Here is an 18,082-nt window from a genome sequence, read left to right on the forward strand (position 1 = left end):
ATGAAGAGTTTCCATGAACGTACATCTAGAAGCCCTCGAGCCACGTTTAGTGTGGCAGCACTTTCGCACACTATGTAATACGCCGCGTCCCTCTGGTCATGAGGCCGCGCTGGTGGCGACGCTGGAGGCCTGGGCAGATTCCCAGGGGCTACCCCACGACCGTGATGAGTTTGGCAACTTGCGCATTTGCAAGCCAGCCACGCCCGGCTGTGAAAGCGCGCCAGGCATCGTGCTGCAGGGCCATCTAGATATGGTGGCGCAAGCTAACGCAGGCCATGACCACGATTTTACCCGCGACCCTATTCAGACGTATGAAAAAGACGGCTGGCTATTTGCTGATGGCACCACACTAGGTGCTGATAATGGCCTTGGTGTCGCCGCTATTCTGGCCGTATTGGAAGACCCTGCGCTTACGCATGGCCCGTTAGAAGCACTGTTTACGCTAGAGGAAGAGACCTCTATGGGGGGCGCGCTCAATCTTGCTGAAAATTGGCTGGAAGGGTCATTGCTGCTCAATTTAGACAGTGAAGATCGCGGCCAAGTTTATATCGGCTGTGCGGGAGGCGCTGACGTAGTAGTGAATGCGCAGCTCCCCAGCACGGCGCTGCAAGACAATGAGCAGGTGGTTTCGCTGGCGCTGACGGGGCTAAAAGGCGGCCACTCGGGGATGGATATTGATAAACCCCTGGGCAACGCGAACCGCTTGCTAGTCCGCGTGCTGTGGGCATTGGAAGCCTTTGGTGCGCGGCTGATTAATTACCATGGCGGCACACTACGTAATGCCATCCCCCGCGAGGCGTTTGCGCAAATTGCCCTGCCTACTGATGAGCTTGACGCCGCGTTGGCGATGGTGGAAACGCTTGCTGATACGCTAAAAGCTGAATTGGGCAGTGGCGATAGCAATATGGCGCTTACTGCTGAGCGTGTGGAGCGGGCTGACGCTGAACCACTAACGCGGGACGCCAGTGCGATGCTGCTGGCTGCGCTGCACGCGGCCCCCTGTGGAGTCGAACGCATGAGTGCTGATGTGCCGGGGGTAGTGGAAACCTCGAACAATTTAGGTGTATTAAGCGTGGAAAACGGACGTTTCCACCTTTGTGCACTGGTGCGTTCACTGCATGACAGTGCCACTGACGCGATGGCGGGACGTTTTCAGGCGCTGTTTGGCCTGATGGGCGCTAGGGTAAAAGTGGAAAATGGCTATCCAGGCTGGGTGCCTAATCCACAAAGCCCCTTGCTTGCTACCTTTAATGCTCGGCATGCTGCATTAATGGGCCGTGAACCCGAGGTCAAGGTGATTCATGCCGGCCTTGAATGCGGCATCCTGGGAAGTAAATACCCACAGCTAGACATGATTTCGTTTGGCCCGCTGATTCGCGGTGCGCATTCGCCAGCCGAACGAGTGGAAATTGCCTCGGTGGCGGAGTTCTGGGAGATGCTACGCGATTTCATTGAAACCTTGGCGAACTCTCGCTAGACAAATCGCCATAAAAAACGGCACCCGTATAGGGTGCCGTTTTGGTTAGTGCCTACCCCCTGTCTACGTTAGCCATCAGCGAGGTAAACATCGTGTTATTTGCTCAAGTAAGCGTTGAGCATCCATACGGTTTTTTCCTGCTCGCGAATATAGTCACCGGCTTGTGCAGCGGTGCCTTCATCGTCAGCGTCCGACGCAATTGCCAGCAATTCCCGCTGTAATTCAATCAGTGTTTGATAACCGGTGAGTACGCCTTTCACGCAGGTTTGACCATCATGAACGTCTTTATCTTCTTCAATACGCGAAATTTTTACATAGTCGCTATACGCATGAATAGGCTTGTGGCCTAACGTCAAAATACGTTCTGCCACTTCATCTACTTTGGTAAGCAAGTCGGTATAAAACTCTTCAAATTTCGCGTGTAGCTCAAAGAAGTCGCTACCTCGTACGTTCCAGTGGTAGCCACGAACGTTCATATAGAAAATCTGATAATTGGCCAGCAGGTGATTAAGTTTCTCAGCGAGTTGGCTTGCGCTGCCTTCGTGTAAGCCAATGCTATTTGTATCACTCATGTAGTGCTCCTCCATGGTTGTAACCGCTCTGAAAACAGTACGGTCATCAAATCGTTTGATTTAGCTTAAGACGCTTAGCGAGCGTTGCAAAACAAGTTTTTTGCATCGCGGCAATAGCGTCATAACATTACCTTGGCGGTGAGCTGGCGGCGGCTGACTCATCGCTTACGCAACATAGTACAGGTCTGATATGTCGTCGAATGTGTGCCTAATAAAAGAGATGTAGGCGCCTAGCGTGTTTTTCAAGGGGGCGTGTTTTTACGCGTTGGCTGGCTGACCCATTTATCGAGCGAGCCAAAGCCTTGCAATGCTCTCACAGCGGTCAGCGAGTAGCTCAGCGGTGCGTGGTAAAGCATCTTCAAGTGTCATCGGGCCGTCGGCAAGGGCAAACGCAGCGGTAACGCCTTCTCCTCGGCAGGCTTGCCACCCTTCACCCAGGCTACCGGCCAGTACGATGACCGGCTTGCCGTGGCGTTTAGCGGTACGGGCAACGCCAATAGGCGTTTTACCCGAAAGGCTTTGACCATCTAAGCGACCTTCTCCGGTAATCACTAGGTCAATGTTAGGAAGCAGGCTGGGTAGCTTAGTTTGCTGCATCATTATCTCAATGCCGGGCGTGAGGGTGGCGTTCAGAAAGCAGCGAGCGGCAAATCCCATACCACCCGCAGCCCCCGCGCCGGCTAATTCTTTTTCATCGCGACCCAGTACCTGGGCGCTTAGTTCGGCAAAATGGCCAATCGCGCGATCAAGCGTGGCGACATCGTCAGGTGATGCGCCTTTTTGCGGGCCAAAGACAGCGCTCGCCCCACGTGATCCTAGCAGCGGGTTATCTACATCCACGGCGGCTTCAACTTCTAAGCTGTTTAAACGAGGGTCAAGCGTGGAAAGGTCTAACGTTGCAAGCTGCTGGAGTGCTGCGCCACCGGGGGGAAGCGAGTCGCCGTGCTTATCTAATAACTTGGCTCCCAGTGCTTGGAGCATGCCTGCGCCTGCATCGTTGGTGGCACTGCCACCTAAAAAAAGCAGCGCCTTCGTGGCGCCAGCATCAAGCGCCGCATGAAATAACTCTCCGACCCCGTAAGTGGTGGTATGCAGGGCATTACGTTGATGAGGGGATAGATGCTGCAGCCCACTGGCTTCTGCTAGTTCGATAAACGCGGTACGCTGCTCGCTAAGCCAACCCCAGGATGCTTGACGCGGCCGCCCCAAGGCATCTTGTACCGTTAGTTGACGTCGCTCGGCATGGGTGGCAGCTATAAGCGCATCCAAGCTGCCTTCGCCGCCATCAGCAAGCGGGCAAAGGTGGATCGTGGCGGTTGGCGCAGCCCGTTGAATACCATCGGCCATGGCGCTTGCTGCTTGTTCAGCGCTAAGTGCATCTTTAAAACTATCGGGGCAAAGCAGAACATTCATCGCACAACCTCCCTAACGTGTTGTCATAATTGTTTATCGTGATTTTTTATCATTTATCTTAATGAATGGCTGCTGGCGAGCTTAGCGCGGCGTTCGATGACACACCAGCCGCATCTGAGGCGAGAGGATCACTCATGAAGGCAATACTACCGATTAGCATGACGTGCTTGTTGATACTGACAGGCTGCCAAGCAGTGCCAGAGCGTCTTCCTCAAGCGGAGCCAGCGCCTTCTGCAGCCTGCTACTTTCCCACTGGGCCGTCTGGCCAAACCGCACCGCCATTGGAGGTGGTGACGCAAAGTATTGACGTATTGGAAGCATGGGGGTTTGAGCTTGAAGCTACCGACACCGATTTAGGCTTGGTGACCGCTAGTCGACAGCGAGATTTGATTGGCTACTACGACCCTTATGATAACGACTTTGGGTATGGGCGAAGCATGCGGGTCTTTGGTGGTTTTGGTTTGGGGCGTGGTGGTTCCAGCATTGGTCTGGGGATTGGTAGTGGATTTGGAGGCGGTTTCCACCATCAACCTGTCGAAGTAGAGCGAGTATCGCTACTGGCACGCGATGGGCATATTCGGCTTTCCCGAGATATTCGGCGCTTTGACCACTTAGGGGATCTGCGTGAATCTTACAGCGCTAGCAATGATGATTTTTGTCAACGTTTTCAAACTGCGTTTGAGCAAACGGTAGCTACCCCGAGGGCGTTATGAAATCACTACGTAAGCACTTTTTAACGGCCACCGCAGTACTCATGATTATTATGCTGGCAGGCTGTGCCTCTACGCAGCCACTAGAGCCGCGAGAACTACGTTACAGCGCTTCCCCAGAGCAAGCGTTCCGCGAAGCCATTGAGTTAATGATGGAGCAAGGCTATGTCGTTCGGCACGCTGATTTAGCGCTAGGGCGCGCAGATGCAACGTTAGCCCGCTGGCCAGAGTATCGCTTGCAACTGCAGGTAAGTGAGGTACCTGGTGGCAGCCGTGTCAGCCTGTCGGCGTTACGTGGGAATCAGCCGCTGCCACCGTATGTATTAGATCCCTGGCTGGTTGAGCTGCAACATAAATTAGGAGAGTTGCCGTGACAGGCGTATTCCTCCCGCTAGGTAGCTCACTGAATAAACTCCGCAGTTGCTGGGTAGTGCTGGTAATAGGCGTTTGTAGCACGCTAAACAGTAGCCTTGTGTTGGCCCACCCCCATGGTTGGATTGATCTCAGCGTGAGGGTGATAACAAACGATGAGGGGATCGCAACAGGGCTTCATCAAACATGGCGAATGGATCCCTTTTACAGTTTGGTGGTGTTCGAAGAGTTACAGCAGGTTCAAGGCAGCAACTTGCAAGAGGGACTTGACCAGCTAGGCAGCGACATCCGTAATAACCTGTCGCAGCAGCACTACTTTACGGAGGTTCGTGTGAATGGCGAGCCGCAAGTGCTGGGTGAGGTGTCTGAATACACGGCGTTGGAGCGTGATGGTCGCTTAACCTTTATGTTTATTCTGCCGTTAGCAACGCCTCAGCCATTGGCCGGGCGAATGCTGGAGTATCAGGTCTTTGACCCAACCTACTATATCGAAGTGGTGCACGAAGAAGAGGACGGGGCACCCTCTGAGCAGGCGCTGATTCTCTATGGTGAGCCCGACTGCCGTTTAAGCGTGCTACCTGCTGACCCTGATCCCGAGCTCGTTATGCAAGCAGCGCTGTTAGATGTGGATGAAACGGGAGAGTCAGGATTGGGCCGCCATTTTGCAGAAACGGGGCGGATTGAATGCGACTAGCGGAAAACCTGGAAGGTCGTGTATAAAGTGTTACTTTATAACTTTCCGGCGGAGGGGCAATGCCTTTAACGCGGCAACAACTGTTATGGGGAGCGCTTACCGTGTCGGGGGCGCTGCTGTTGGTCTTCATCGTACAGGCTAATTTGCAGGGGGTAAGCCTTCAATTGCTGGCTTGGCAGCGAGATTTACATCGCACCCTGACGCTTGCTATTACCGAACTCTCTCGTACGCCTTCTACCAACACTTGGCTAACGCTGCTAGGGGTAAGTTTTGCTTATGGCGTTTTTCATGCTGCGGGGCCTGGGCATGGCAAAGCGGTATTAGCGACGTACTTAGCGTCTCACGGTGGTGCCACCCGTCGCGCTTTGGGGCTCTCTTTTGCGGCAGCTCTGCTGCAGGGGGGGACGGCGATTGCCATGGTGGCAGTGCTCGTACATGGGCTAGGCTGGGTGACCCGTCAGGCGATGGGCAGTGTGGTTTGGGTAGAGCAAGCCAGCTTTATATTAGTGGCACTGTTAGGTGGTTGGTTATGCTGGCGGGCGATAAAACAATTGCGTCAAGCTTACTCAGTCCACGCTGGTGATGCTGCTGGTCACAGTCACAGCCATGATCATTCCCACTGCTGCGGTGGGGCTCATCATATCGAGCCTCAACAAGCGCTCGACTGGCGCACAGCGCTGATGACCGTTGGTGCGATTGGAATGCGTCCGTGCACTGGGGCAGTGCTTATGCTGGGGGCTGCTAGCCTGCTTGGGCAGTTTTACGTCGGTGTCGCTTCGGTGCTTGCCATGTCGCTTGGTACCGGTATTACCGTTTCTGTGCTGGCGCTGGCAAGCATTGTGGCTCGGGGCTGGGCGGCTAAGCGGTTGCAGCAACAGAGCAGCCGACAGGTGGTCGAGAAAGCGGCTGGTTGGGCGGCGCTTGCCGGCGGTGCTCTCATTGTTGCACTAGGCGTATCACTTTCTATGGCTGGCGCCGCCCAGCCTGCCAGTGGTCCATTACTTAGTGAGCCACCATCCAGACAGGGCTCTTTGCTGGGGAATTAAGCTAAAGCTTTAATCCTTCAATTTGGGCCAGCAGCTGTTCGCGGCGATTGCCCTGAAGGGGTAGCTCATAAGGCTCTGGGCTACCATTTCCCCATACCGGCGCTGGCCAACTGGCATCATCTGTATAGCGCACCACCAAATGAATATGCAGCTGGCTGACCACATTACCTAAGGTGGCAATATTGAGCTTATCACCGTGAAATAGCTCCTTCATTGCCGTTCCTAACGCGATCGTTTCACGCCACAGCTGGGCTTGTTCATCCTGGCTTAGTTCAAACACTTCGCTGACCGAGCCACGCCTTGGTACCAGAACTACCCAAGGGTAGCGTGCATCGTTCATTAGCAGCGCACGACACAGGGGAAGGTCGGCGAGTGGTAAGGTATCCGCTTCTAGCCGTGGGTCAAGTTCAAACGTTTTCAAGTAAGTGCTCCTTTAGATAATGAAAATTATCATAGCAGCTGCGGATACACCTTGCTCCTTACCCAAGGACTTGCCAAGGGCTTGGGAAGGGGAGGTCAAAACAGGCGAAATTATTAAAATCTGTTACTCTGAAAGCACTCCCATACGGCAAGGCTGCCGTCGGAGCTTCCCGATGTTGAATGATTTGTTAAGGAGAACACAGATGAAAAAACTATTAGGTATTAGCTTTATTCTGTTGATGACGGCGGGCGCTCTAGCGGGCTGCAATACCATTGCAGGTGCAGGACAAGACGTTCAAGAGGGTGGCCAGGCGGTTCAGGATGCGGCGAGTTAATACGCTTTATTTCCACTGCTTCTTGGCGTGAATGAGCGGGTTAGGCATAGTTGTCTAGCCCGTTTTGCATTCAGGGTAGTTATTTGCCAACACAAGGAAGCGCCATAATGAATCACCCAACACGCTGTGCGAAGAAGAAAGTGAGCCGCTTAGCTGCATTACTCGCGTCAGTATTGCCAGTCTCGGTCTTATTGGTGGCATGTGCAGGCTCACCCGATAATGTCTCCGCTCCAGCGCCACCTACTGTAGGTCAGACTTCTAGCGTGACGAACACCACATGCGATGCTGACGCGGTCCAGTATGCTATCGGCTCTCCTTTTGATGAAGCCAATGTGCCCACGCTACAAAGTGAGAGCGGTGCCAAGCAGGTCCGCGTGCTTAGGCCTAACAGCGCCGCCACCATGGACTACCGAGAAGATCGCTTAAATATTCTTCTTGAAAGTAATGACATGATTGAAGCGCTGCGCTGCGGCTAGCGTAAGATCAGTACGACACAGGCGGCCGTTAACAGCCCCATGGTGATATTAAATAACCGCCATGCTTTATCACTTTTGATCCACTGCCCAATCGCGCTGCCAAACGCTGCCCACAGGGCAATGCACGGCAGCGCGACCAATTCCGCGAAACCTGCTAACACTAGTGCGTTGACCACGGGTTGGCCATTTTCGGGAAGAAACCCTGCCATCAACGCCAGCCCCATTACCCACGCTTTGGGGTTGGCGAATTGAAACATCGCGGCTTGGAAAAAGGTTAACGGCACCCCGTGTTGAGTTCCGTTGAGATTCGGAGGTGGCGCAGTGGCTATCTTCCAAGCTAAATACAACAAATAGGCGCTACCCACCCAGCGGAGTGTCGTTTGCACCATAGGAAAGCGTTCAAACAATACGCCTAGCCCCAGCGCGATACCGGAAAACAGCAGGAAACAGCCGCCTAAAATGCCCCATATATGAGGCATGGTTCTGCGAAAACCAAAATTCGCCCCAGAGGCGGTCAGCATAATATTGTTTGGCCCAGGGGTAAGCGTCATCGACATCATATAAAGCGCAGCCGGGCCAAGCAGTAGCCATTCGTTGTTCATTTTGTATCCATACAATTTTGTGGTTTAAATTGTTTTTTGATCGCTTTTGTAAGCATAATGGCGGGTAAATTTACGTCAAAGGTTTTATTGTCACCATGACAATTTGGGTGCCATCACTTGAGTGTTTTTCTGGGCCACGCTATCGCGCGATTGCGCAGTCCATTGGCGCAGCCATCTCGGCCGGCGAACTTGCCCCAGGCGAACGTTTACCACCTCAGCGGCGCTTAGCGGATGCGTTGGGGGTAACCGTAGGCACCGTTACTCGGGGGTATGCTGAGGCAGAGCACCACGGCTGGGTAACCGCTCGAGTAGGCAGTGGAACCTTCGTCAAACAATCTGAACCAAGAACCGTTTTTGATATGGCGTGGCAGCCGAGTGATGACAGCGATGTCATTGATTTAAGCTTAAGTTTGCCACCGCCTCATCCGCTTCGTTTGCAGGCGTTCAGTGCTGCATTAAAGGCTATGAGCGAATCACCTTCTGCAGTGACACGAGGAGTTTCCTATCTTGATGCGAGGGGAGCCGAAGGTCACCGCGAGAGGTTGGCAGGGTGGCTAGCGCAGCTAGGTATGTCGCTGGATGCGGATGAGCTACTGATTACTCAGGGAGGGCAGCATGGCATTAGTCTGGTGCTGAGTACGTTGCTGCGCCCTGGTGAACTGATGGCGACCGATGCCTTGACCTATCCAGGTGCAATTAGCGCTGCCCAGCAAGCACACCTAAAAATGGTCGGCATTGCCTTTGACGAATCGGGGATGTGTATGGAGGCGCTGGAGGCCCAGTGCGCCCGCCAGCCACCCAGGTTAATCTATGTGACACCCGATCAGAATAACCCTACTGGGGCTTGTCTCAGCGAGGCGCGGCGAGAGCAATTGGTGGCGCTCGCCAGACGCTATGACAGTTGGCTACTGGAAGATGGTGTGCAGTATTTGCCTGCTGAGCAGCGCGGCACACCGCTGTATCAGTTAGCACCAGAGCGAACGCTGTTTGTCTTCAGTACCGCAAAGGTATTAGCGGGTGGGCTGCGTATCGGAGTCTTGCGGACGCCTGATAAGCTGCTTGAACGCCTAGCTGCTGGGTTAAGAGCGCAGAGTTGGATGGTGCCGCCGCTGATGATTGATATTGCCTGTTATTGGATCGCTCAGCCCGAGGCAGCTTCGCTGCTTGCATGGCAAACCGAGGAGCTGGCCGCGCGACAGCAACTAGTGACAGAGGTGCTTTCCGATTACACGCTGGGTCGAAGTCACAACGGCAGCAATGTTTGGCTTACGCTGCCGGAAGGGAGTCGTGCCATCGAACTGTGTGAACGCTTGCAGCTGGAAGGCGTTAAAGTTTCAAGTGCGGAGCCTTTTTGCGTGGGAAGTACGCCAGCGCCCCAGGCCATTAGGATTTGTATTGGCGCTGCTGCTGACAGGCAGACATTAACCCAGGCACTGAACGTAATTAAGCAGTGCCTGGCTCAGCCGCCGTTAGCGACCGTTACCGTATAGCAGGGCTATTAATAGCCTTGCTATTGGTAACAAAGCTACTCATAACGGTCCTTCCATCCTTGATGGCGTACCTGCTCTTTGAGCATTTCGAGAATGTCGTAAAGCACTTGTTCGGTGACATGCGCGCTTGTTTCATCCACGGTTAGCCAGCTGTTGAAGCCCGTTTCAGCTGTACGCTCAACCAGTTGACGAAACTCTGTTGAGTGAATGCCCTGAGCGAGTTCATCCACTAGCCGCTGGGCAACTCCGCTAAGTGACGCCTGCATAGCGTTTGAAGCCGTGTGCCCCATGGGAAGGCGGTGTAGTTTTTGAATTTCTGGGCTTTCCCGCAGTGTTCGGTTAACTAAGTCATCAATCGCCGCCATGATAGCGATGCGGTTTTGTTGATAGGCTTGTCCCACCGTTGTTTCTAACCGCTGAGCAATTTCATGAATTAGCTGAGCCTTGCGAGGTAGGATAACGCGATCAATAACCCGCTCTGTTAGTGAATCGCTAGCGACAATTTGCTCTTGTACATTACCTAGTAAGCGCAGTGCAATGCGGTCGGAAAGCTCTTCTAGCAGGATGTCGTAATACTTGGCAAAAAAGCGGTAGCTGTCCCAGCTGGTCACATCAATCAAGCGCAGCCGATGCAGTCGGTTTAATAGCGATACCACGCGCAGCACGCGCAATAAGCGGAATCCGCTGAGGGGAATGCAGCCCAATACGTCGTACCAGTTAACAAACGGGTAGAAAAACCAGCGGTGATAGCGCCGCTCGGCAATTGCTACCGTCCAGCCCAGCAGCACATCCGCTATAAAAATACCCACGAAAAATAAGTCGATGGTAATAAAACGGCTGTGGATCACTGTGTCGTAAAAAGCGTGAAAGCCGGGTGTGAGGCTGGCAATGGTGTCGTTAATCGGCCCAATCAGAAATAACGAGTCAAGCAGTAACAGGCTAAGGTTGATGATAACCGCGGCGAGAATAAAAAAATCCCAGCCGATATGCGCATACTCAACGGTTTTAGGTAGGTGTGGGTAGCGCTCCCTGGCGGGCATGAGGGCTCCTTGCTCTGGGGTGTGGGTTAGCGTTAAGAGTGCTGCTGATGGTGGTTTTTATGAGTTAGCAACTCTTCCTGCTCTGCCTGCTTACGCAGTTTTTTGCGTAGCGCGGCTTTTTCGAATCTCAGTTTCTGTAGCGACGTTTCCAACGCTAGCGGTGGCACTAACGCCGGCTTGCCGTCTGAATCTACTGCCACCATGGTGAGATAACAGCTATTGGTGTGACGAATCAGCTTCTCACGTATATCTTCGGCCACTACCTTAACCCCGATCTCCATAGAAGAGCGCCCCACATGATTGACGCTGGCAAGAAAGGTTACCAGCTCGCCGACGTGGATCGGCTGTTTAAACAGCACCTGATCGACGGAAAGCGTGACGACATAATGACCAGAGTAGCGGCTGGCACAAGCGTAGGCCACTTCATCGAGCTTTTTAAGAATAGCACCACCATGTACTTTCCCGCTGAAGTTCGCCATATCGGGAGTCATAAGAACCGTCATAGAGAGTTCATGCTGGCCGGGTAGGGCGCTATTTTCTGAGTTCGATGTTGCAGACATGGTAGAACCTTATAAGTTGAAAATGCCCGCCCATGAGTGGGCGGGCATGATAGTGAAAGGAGCCTTTAAAGGTATAGAGCTTAGAACCAGACTAAGCCAACAGAGATGATAATGCCGGTAATCAATAGCTGAACTAGGCAGAAGCCCATGATGTCCTTGGCCTTCAAACCCGCAATCGCCAGTACCGGTAGAGCCCAGAAAGGTTGCAGCAGGTTGGTCCAGGCATCGCCCCAGGCCACTGCCATGGCAATACGTGGAATATCAGCACCCAGCGCTTCTGCGGCAGGTAGCATGACTGGGGCTTGAACAGCCCATTGGCCACCGCCGGAAGGCACGAACAGGTTCACTATGCCGGCACTTAGGAAGGACCAGAATGGCAGCGACGTAGCGGTGGCGAAAGAGACTAACCACTCAGACATGCTCTGAGCCAATCCCGACTGCACCATTATGGCCATAATACCCGCGTAGAAGGGGAACTGAATGACGATGCCAGCGCCGCCTTTTATGGCTTCGTTCAAACTGTTGAGCAGGTTGCGCGGTGTACGATGCAGCACAATAGCTAAGAATAGGAACAGGAAATTAACGACGTTCAGGTTCAAGCCACCACTACGGAGCAGAAAATGGTCGAGCAGGAACAACAGCCCCGGAACGCCCACTAGCAGGGCGAGAGGCATACTGTTTTCGAGCTTTTCGGCTGGGCGGGTAATACGGCCTTGCTGTTCGGGTTCATCGTTTAGCAGTTTGGGATCCACATACACGCTGTCTTTTTCGTCCGGCAGCATGAAGCGGTTAACCAGCGGTACGGCGATAAACAGACAAATAACAATCGCAAGGTTAAAGAAGGCAAAAATGGTTGAGCCGGTACCGATAACGCCGATTTGATCAGCGGAGAAGTGGCCTTCAGTAGCAATAGTCAACGGAATTGAACCAGCAAGACCGCCATGCCATACCACGAACCCAGAGTAAGCGCTGGCAACCAGAAGCCGATAGTCCACTCGTACCAAACGAGCGAGCTCTTTGGCAAAAAGCGCCCCAACAACCAAGCCAAACCCCCAGTTAATCCAACTAGCCGCGAGCGAAACGAGCGTGACTAAAATGATCGCGCCACCAGGGCTTTTCGCAGTGCTAGCAATTTTCTGCAGAATTCGTTTGACCGGTGGTGAGCTTGCCAGCATGAAACCCGTGACGAGTACCAGCAGCATTTGCATTGAGAAGGTGAGTAGTCCCCAAAAACCATCTCCCCACATGCGCAGCACGGCAAGCGGTGTTTGGCGCTCAACGGCGATGGCAGCCACGGAAGCAATTAACGTGAGCAGCAGAACAAAGATATAGGGGTCTGGCAAATAGCGCTCGACCAGCTTAACTGCCGGTTTTGATATGAGTTTTAACATGAGTGCTCTCTTTATTCGTTATTAAGATATGCGTGGCTAATATACGGCGGTACACCGTATTTTTCATCCATTGTTAGGTGCTTTCTCAAGTGCTGGCTCTGATATTCACTATTACGGTAGACCAGTTGGCAGCAGCTAAGCGTGGTGGGCTTCAACGGTGGGAGGGCACTATGAGTTTAGCGGTGTGGATTTCAGCACTATGGGCTTTAGCCCTGAGGGCGCCAGTGGCGTTGACGGTAGCGGTAGTAGTAGGCGATCAGTACCGCCGAGCGCGTGAACATAAAGAGCGTAAAGGCTAACCACAGGCCATGGTTACCAAGCCCTTGGGATAGCCACCAAGTTGGTAGGTAAACCGCTAAACCGATAAAAATGCTGTTGCGCATTTCGCGCACAGCGGTGGTGCCGATAAAAACGCCATCTAATAAATAGCTCCATACGGCTATCAATGGCATCACGACCATCCAAGGCAGGTAACTAGCGGCGGTGGCACGAACCTCTGCCAGACCTGTCAGCAGGGCAACTAAATAATTTCCGCCCAGTGCGAAGGCAAAGGTGGCTACAGTGGCTGTCCAGAACGAGAATTGTGCTGTCGCCCGAACCGTCGCTGCAAACTCCCGCCAGTCACGCCGTCCAAACGCGCGGCCTACCAGCGATTCCGCTGCGTGGGCGAAGCCATCAAGTGCGTAGCTAGTGAGCATAATAAATTGCAATAGCACGGCATTTGCGGCTAACACCGTGTCGCCCTGGCGTGCCCCTTGAGCGGTAAAAAAGGCCATTGCAAACAGCAACCCTAAGGTGCGCACAAACAAATTGGCGTTAACATTAAACAGGGCTGAGTAGGCAGACACTACCAAAAGTCGCTGCCGTTGAAAGCAGCCTTCCAAGTGGCCAAGCTGGCGCACTACTAAGTAGCCGCCAAAGGTTAGCGCACTGTAATCGGCAATCACGCTGGCCAGGGCGACGCCGCCGCTGGTCATTCCTAGCCCTACGACAAACCAAAGATCGAGCACGATATTGACGCTATTGGTTAGCACTAAAATCATCAGCGTAACGCGGGCGTTTTGTTGGCCCAAAAACCAGCCGAGGACGGCGTAGTTCGCCAGCACTGCTGGGGCTGACCAGAGGCGTATTTCGGCATACTCGCGTGCCAGTGGCGTCGCCGCTTCACTGCCGTCTAACAGCCATAGGCCGAGCGAAATCAGCGGCGAGCCAAAGATAATCAGTAGCGCGCCGATAACGGCCGCCATAATGAGTGACTGACCCAGCAAATTGCGCACATCGCTATGTGCTTCGCGCCCGATTGCCTGGGCAACCAAACCCGTGGTGCCCATGCGTAGAAAGCCAAACCCCCAATAGAGGAAGCTAAACAGCGTCGCTCCGAGGGTTACCGCCGCTAGGTAGCGAGAATCGGGCAGGTGCCCGACCACAGCAGTATCGACTAGCCCTAGTAAGGGAACTGTTATATTTGAGAGAATGATTGGCCAGGCAAGAGTCCAGATACGCACGTTTCAGAGAGCCTAAGCAGCAGTAATGATGCGGTACTTCTCCATGAGTTTCTCGTGGGTTTCGGGACGCTCTGGGTCGAGAGGAATGCAGTCCACGGGACACACTTGCTGGCACTGTGGCTCATCAAAGTGACCGACACATTCCGTGCATAAGTTGGGGTCAATAACGTAAATCTCTTCGCCAGGAGAGATGGCGTCATTGGGGCATTCAGGTTCGCAGACGTCGCAGTTAATGCATTCGTCGGTGATCATCAGGGCCATGGGCGTACCTCACGAATGGCTTTTCGCCCAGGTAGTTATATACCTGAGCGTTTTACTCAACAATGTCGATCGCTAGATAGTGTAGTGCTTACGCAGCGCCTCTGCGACCTGCGGGTGAACGAGCGGTGAAATATCGCCGCCCAGTTTGGCGATTTCTCGCACGATGGTCGACGAAATATAGGAGTTTTCCACCGCTGGGGTGAGAAATACGCTCTCAAGCTCAGGGTTTTGCGCTCGATTCATATTGGCCAGCTGTAGCTCGTACTCGAAATCCGAGACAGCCCGCAGGCCACGTAGAATAATAGTGGCACCCTGTTCATGCATCATAGTGGTCAGAAGTGTTGAAAAGCCGATGACCTCTACGTTCGGTAGTGAAGCACACACCGTTTTGGCCAGCGCGATACGGGTTTCTAGCTCAAGACTAGGCTGCTTGCCAGGGCTCGCCGCGACGGCAATGACCACCTTATCGAACATCCGTGCGCCGCGTTCGATAAGATCAAAGTGGCCGTTGGTGATAGGGTCAAAGGTCCCGGGATAGACGGCAACATTCACACGTTGATCGCTCATTCGGGTGTCTCCTGCTCGTCAAGCTGACCAAAAGGGTTGTCCGCCGTTAGCGAAACGGCGTGATCATAGCCCGGGATATGAATGCGGTCGGCATGGATCTCAAGCTCAGGGCCTTCTAGAACGGCTTCACCAAACTGATAACGAGGCGCATAGTGCCCATGATCAGCGTCTGCTAAATAAGCGGCGGCATTCTCGCGCACAGTTTCCCGACGTGTTTTCCAAGCGCTGATGGCAGCGCTGCCGTGGCGTTGAGTGAGCAATCGTTCGGTGACCTGAGGGGAGAGCACGACGCCAGTAGCGTTATTACCACCGAACCCTTTTGCATTAATAAAGGCAGCATCGGCGCTAAATGCCACTGGGGTAGTGGAAAAACGTAGCCGCTTTGCGTACACATCGTCCGCGACCGCGTCTAAGGTAGGAATACCTGGCAGTAACCCATGGGCAAAGCTGCCCAAAGCGCTTACCAACTGATCGCCTGCCGCAGACCCTTGGGAGTGGCCGATAAACGCTTTAATAGCGACCACTGGCCAGTTATCGATGCCATTTGCGCGGGCAATTTCATCGAAAACATGGGATTCGGTAGTACGGTTTTTAGGGGTGCTGGTGCCATGGGCATGCAGGAAGGTACGCTCTTTTAGCGCTTTCTCACCTAGCATATCTTTTACCAAAGCGGCTGCCTTGCCTAGGGTGATGTAGTTACCAATGCCGGGTGCGGAAATAGAGCGCTTAAAGCCATCAGCGTTAACGAATACATCAGGCACTGAACCTAGAATATTCGCCCCTAACTCAAGCGCTAACGCGTCGTCCATTAACAGCACGAACTGGCTCGCTTCCGCCATGGTGAAGCCACAGTTGCGTGCGAACGGGCGACAGGCGCGCTGGTAGTCAGCGTCGGTAAGTAGCGCTAAAGAATCCAGTGCTTTCAGGCTGGCATCATCGGCCAGTGCGCCCATCGCGCGGAAGCCTTCGATGATTTCGGGGGTAATCGGCGCATCTGCGGTGCCTACCATAACGACCCGGCAACGCCCTGTGCGAATATCATCAATACCTAGGCGCAGGTTATATAAAAAGCTTGCGCAGGCACCTAAGGCAGCACCCGTACTTCCCACGCTGCCTAATACGTAGGCATTGAGGAAGTCGGCGGGCATTTGCCCGTAACCCAGCGGCATCTGCTTAGATGTGGCGCGTTGGCCACTAACCAGGCTCTTTAGCAGGCCGCCCCAACCTTGGTCATCTAATTGGCCAATAGAGTTGCCCGCATATACAGCAATATGGTCAGGGTCAAGCCGCTGGCGAATTGTTTCCCAAGCGAGCCCGCTAGCACCTAGGCAGTCACTAGCACTAAAGACTGCCATCGACAGCCCGCGCGGATGATGCACGCTACGGTAAAGGCTAGCGGGGTCGAAGCCACTCGGCAGTTGGGCTGCTGCACGCACCTTGGGCTCTAAAGCGTCAGGCAGCAGAGCACTAAAGTTCCCCGCGGGCACGGTGACGGCGACTACCTTCGCGTCGATGTCCTCCACCTGCCATCCTTCCGGCAGCTGTTCGGGCAACTGACGGCGGCGCAATGTAAACCGCACCGGTTCAGACAGCGTCATTTCTGCCCGTCGGTTGGCTGGCAAGCCCGGGGCGAGAAAACGTGGATCTTCGTTGCGCCGAATCAATGTGTGGTTAAGCACATGATCGCGCAAGGTTTGAGCAGGGGAGTCAATGGGCTGGCCGGCGCTATCCTGCCAGCCGTTAGCGGAATGCTCGGCAAGGCGCATAAGCGCTGCCAAGCCTTCCAGTGTTTGGCGCTGCTGGTCAGCTGGAAGAGCATCAAGCACGGTGCGGCGGAAGGCCTGGTGGCCCGAGGTTCTGCCGGCGGGATTGATGCCGCCCATGCCGACAATCACCGGTAAGTGTGACAAGCCGGGTTCCTCGTGGTGCGGTGGTTTTTAGTAATAGCTATTGTCAGAGGCATAGCAAAAAAGTGCTGCTCATCTGCGCTTAATAATACTCTCGAACGTGATCATAGCACCGGGCGTGCAACGGCGTCATGCCGCGTGCGCGGTAGACTGATAGAATCACGTTTTTTTTAAGCAGGGAATGGCATGCAGCATACTTCACGACCCGTGGTTTCCAATCAGCCCGGCCCGCATCACGATGTAGCGCGCCGGGTAGCACGTGCCTTGGAAAACCCACTGCGAAAGCCAATCGCTGCGCATACGCAAAAGGCTTTTGAAGACGCGCATACGTGGCTTCAAAAGCAGCAAGCGCCGTTAATCCTAGATGCTGGCTGTGGTGTGGGGCTTTCGACACGCCGTTTGGCAGAACAGTTTCCAGCGCATGCGGTGATCGGCGTCGATCGAAGCGAAGATCGGCTAAGTCGAGACCATGGAGAATTGCCTGCTAATGCACTGTTGGTGCGGGCTGACCTTGTTGATTTCTGGCGACTAGCTGAACAGGAAAAATGGGCGCCCGAGCGGCATTTTCTGCTTTACCCCAATCCTTATCCAAAAGCTGCGCATTTAAAAATGCGCTGGCATGGGCATCCTGTTTTCCCCACACTGCTAGCCCTTGGCGGGCATTTAGAAGTGCGCTCCAATTGGCAGTTGTATGTTGAAGAGTTTGCTTTGGCAACCGCCCTGGTAACGGGAAAGCAGGCAACGATTGCCGCGTTGGTACCTAACGGCAGCTATCTAACACCTTTTGAAGCAAAATATGATCAAAGCGGCCAAACGCTTTGGCAGTTGCAGATTAAATTGGAGCGGGCATGACGTTTGTATATTTAGTGCTAGCGATTGTTGCCGAGGTTATCGCCACTAGCGCCCTCAAGTCGTCAATGGGATTCACACGACCGTTTCCAAGCATCATGGTCGTTGTGGGCTACGGTGTGGCATTTTATCTGTTGAGCTTGGTGTTGCGGACATTGCCGGTCGGTATTGCTTATGCCATCTGGGCAGGTCTGGGAATCGTGTTGGTCACGCTGGTGGGCATTGTAGTTTTCGGTGAGAAACCTGATTTACCTGCCGTTATCGGCATTAGTTTGATCGTGGCTGGGGTAGTCATACTTCAAGTCTTTTCAAAAATGAACGTGCATTGAGGAACGTAAGCGTGACGTGCTCAGATACTAGGTCTTCAAATATTGGGTCTTCAGATATTAAGTGTT

General features: G+C 53.7%; 21 protein-coding genes. 10 read left to right on the plus strand and 11 right to left on the minus strand.

From position 1 onward, the window contains the following. Positions 1-13: 13 nt before the first annotated feature. A complete protein-coding gene (locus JFC11_RS14885; protein ID WP_198349863.1) occupies positions 14-1,477 on the plus strand; it encodes an aminoacyl-histidine dipeptidase in 1,464 nt (487 codons plus the stop codon). A 95-nt stretch (positions 1,478-1,572) separates the two neighbouring features. Here JFC11_RS14885 and JFC11_RS14890 read toward each other — a convergent pair whose 3' ends face one another. Both JFC11_RS14890 and JFC11_RS14895 read right to left on the minus strand, forming a co-directional pair. Then, positions 1,573-2,049 carry a Dps family protein gene (locus JFC11_RS14890; protein ID WP_009724882.1) on the minus strand — a complete coding sequence of 159 codons (477 nt, stop codon included), beginning with the start codon at positions 2,047-2,049 and terminating at the stop codon, positions 1,573-1,575. 282 nt (positions 2,050-2,331) lie between these two features. Continuing rightward, entirely contained in the window at positions 2,332-3,462 is a 1,131-nt protein-coding gene (locus JFC11_RS14895) for a glycerate kinase (RefSeq protein WP_120386342.1), read from the minus strand. A 134-nt stretch (positions 3,463-3,596) separates the two neighbouring features. Here JFC11_RS14895 and JFC11_RS14900 point away from each other — a divergent pair, with 134 nt between their 5' ends. The 4 genes from JFC11_RS14900 to JFC11_RS14915 are packed head-to-tail and all read left to right on the plus strand — an operon-like array spanning position 3,597 to position 6,284. Next, positions 3,597-4,175, plus strand: a complete 579-nt coding sequence (locus JFC11_RS14900) for a hypothetical protein (protein ID WP_038478226.1) — start codon at positions 3,597-3,599, stop codon at positions 4,173-4,175. Further along, positions 4,172-4,546 (plus strand): hypothetical protein, encoded by a 375-nt coding sequence (locus JFC11_RS14905; RefSeq protein ID WP_038478224.1) that lies wholly within the window; start codon positions 4,172-4,174, stop codon positions 4,544-4,546. The genes JFC11_RS14900 and JFC11_RS14905 overlap by 4 nt, the downstream gene beginning before the upstream one ends. A gap of 56 nt (positions 4,547-4,602) precedes the next feature. Then, positions 4,603-5,238, plus strand: a complete 636-nt coding sequence (locus JFC11_RS14910) for a DUF1007 family protein (RefSeq protein ID WP_038486261.1) — start codon at positions 4,603-4,605, stop codon at positions 5,236-5,238. Positions 5,239-5,297: 59 nt separating this feature from the next. Beyond that, positions 5,298-6,284 carry a nickel/cobalt transporter gene (locus JFC11_RS14915; RefSeq protein ID WP_038478222.1) on the plus strand — a complete coding sequence of 329 codons (987 nt, stop codon included), beginning with the start codon at positions 5,298-5,300 and terminating at the stop codon, positions 6,282-6,284. A 1-nt stretch (position 6,285) separates the two neighbouring features. Here JFC11_RS14915 and JFC11_RS14920 read toward each other — a convergent pair whose 3' ends face one another. Next, positions 6,286-6,705, minus strand: coding sequence for an HIT domain-containing protein (locus JFC11_RS14920; RefSeq protein ID WP_120386346.1), 420 nt, complete (start codon positions 6,703-6,705; stop codon positions 6,286-6,288). A 202-nt stretch (positions 6,706-6,907) separates the two neighbouring features. Here JFC11_RS14920 and JFC11_RS14925 point away from each other — a divergent pair, with 202 nt between their 5' ends. Then, positions 6,908-7,039 carry an entericidin A/B family lipoprotein gene (locus JFC11_RS14925; protein WP_038478218.1) on the plus strand — a complete coding sequence of 44 codons (132 nt, stop codon included), beginning with the start codon at positions 6,908-6,910 and terminating at the stop codon, positions 7,037-7,039. A 107-nt stretch (positions 7,040-7,146) separates the two neighbouring features. Next, positions 7,147-7,515: an I78 family peptidase inhibitor gene (locus JFC11_RS14930; protein WP_095604490.1), complete on the plus strand. Its 369-nt coding sequence runs from the start codon at positions 7,147-7,149 to the stop codon at positions 7,513-7,515. Here the strand turns inward: JFC11_RS14930 and JFC11_RS14935 are convergent. Then, entirely contained in the window at positions 7,512-8,117 is a 606-nt protein-coding gene (locus JFC11_RS14935; protein WP_038478214.1) for a LysE family translocator, read from the minus strand. The genes JFC11_RS14930 and JFC11_RS14935 overlap by 4 nt on opposite strands. Positions 8,118-8,212: 95 nt before the next feature. On the opposite strand from JFC11_RS14935, the gene JFC11_RS14940 reads away from it, so the two are divergent. Continuing rightward, positions 8,213-9,607, plus strand: a complete 1,395-nt coding sequence (locus JFC11_RS14940) for an aminotransferase-like domain-containing protein (RefSeq protein WP_198349864.1) — start codon at positions 8,213-8,215, stop codon at positions 9,605-9,607. 35 nt (positions 9,608-9,642) lie between these two features. Here the strand turns inward: JFC11_RS14940 and JFC11_RS14945 are convergent, their stop codons facing one another. The 7 genes from JFC11_RS14945 to JFC11_RS14975 form a co-directional block, all read right to left on the minus strand. Next, positions 9,643-10,647 (minus strand): ion transporter, encoded by a 1,005-nt coding sequence (locus JFC11_RS14945; RefSeq protein ID WP_198349865.1) that lies wholly within the window; start codon positions 10,645-10,647, stop codon positions 9,643-9,645. A 32-nt stretch (positions 10,648-10,679) separates the two neighbouring features. Then, the gene (locus tag JFC11_RS14950; protein WP_038478207.1) at positions 10,680-11,207 is read right to left on the minus strand and encodes an acyl-CoA thioesterase; all 528 of its coding nucleotides are present in this window, start codon (positions 11,205-11,207) and stop codon (positions 10,680-10,682) included. 80 nt (positions 11,208-11,287) lie between these two features. Further along, positions 11,288-12,598: a short-chain fatty acid transporter gene (locus JFC11_RS14955; RefSeq protein WP_038478204.1), complete on the minus strand. Its 1,311-nt coding sequence runs from the start codon at positions 12,596-12,598 to the stop codon at positions 11,288-11,290. Between the two features lie 206 nt (positions 12,599-12,804). Then, on the minus strand, positions 12,805-14,103 hold the full coding sequence (locus JFC11_RS14960; RefSeq protein WP_198349866.1) for an MATE family efflux transporter: 1,299 nt from the start codon (positions 14,101-14,103) through the stop codon (positions 12,805-12,807). A 12-nt stretch (positions 14,104-14,115) separates the two neighbouring features. Continuing rightward, the gene (locus tag JFC11_RS14965) at positions 14,116-14,364 is read right to left on the minus strand and encodes a YfhL family 4Fe-4S dicluster ferredoxin (RefSeq protein ID WP_038478199.1); all 249 of its coding nucleotides are present in this window, start codon (positions 14,362-14,364) and stop codon (positions 14,116-14,118) included. 72 nt (positions 14,365-14,436) lie between these two features. Continuing rightward, the gene (gene coaD, locus JFC11_RS14970; RefSeq protein WP_038478195.1) at positions 14,437-14,931 is read right to left on the minus strand and encodes a pantetheine-phosphate adenylyltransferase; all 495 of its coding nucleotides are present in this window, start codon (positions 14,929-14,931) and stop codon (positions 14,437-14,439) included. Continuing rightward, complete coding sequence (locus JFC11_RS14975; protein ID WP_198349891.1) at positions 14,928-16,814, minus strand: beta-ketoacyl synthase; 1,887 nt, start codon at positions 16,812-16,814, stop codon at positions 14,928-14,930. The genes coaD and JFC11_RS14975 overlap by 4 nt, the downstream gene beginning before the upstream one ends. Before the next feature lie 210 nt (positions 16,815-17,024). On the opposite strand from JFC11_RS14975, the gene trmB reads away from it, so the two are divergent. Both trmB and JFC11_RS14985 read left to right on the plus strand, forming a co-directional pair. After that, positions 17,025-17,690 carry a tRNA (guanine(46)-N(7))-methyltransferase TrmB gene (trmB, locus tag JFC11_RS14980; protein ID WP_038478192.1) on the plus strand — a complete coding sequence of 222 codons (666 nt, stop codon included), beginning with the start codon at positions 17,025-17,027 and terminating at the stop codon, positions 17,688-17,690. Next, entirely contained in the window at positions 17,687-18,016 is a 330-nt protein-coding gene (locus tag JFC11_RS14985) for a DMT family transporter (RefSeq protein ID WP_038478189.1), read from the plus strand. The genes trmB and JFC11_RS14985 overlap by 4 nt, the downstream gene beginning before the upstream one ends. Positions 18,017-18,082 lie beyond the last annotated feature (66 nt).

The sequence above is a fragment of the Vreelandella alkaliphila genome, from assembly GCF_016107625.1.
Classification (GTDB): domain Bacteria; phylum Pseudomonadota; class Gammaproteobacteria; order Pseudomonadales; family Halomonadaceae; genus Vreelandella; species Vreelandella alkaliphila.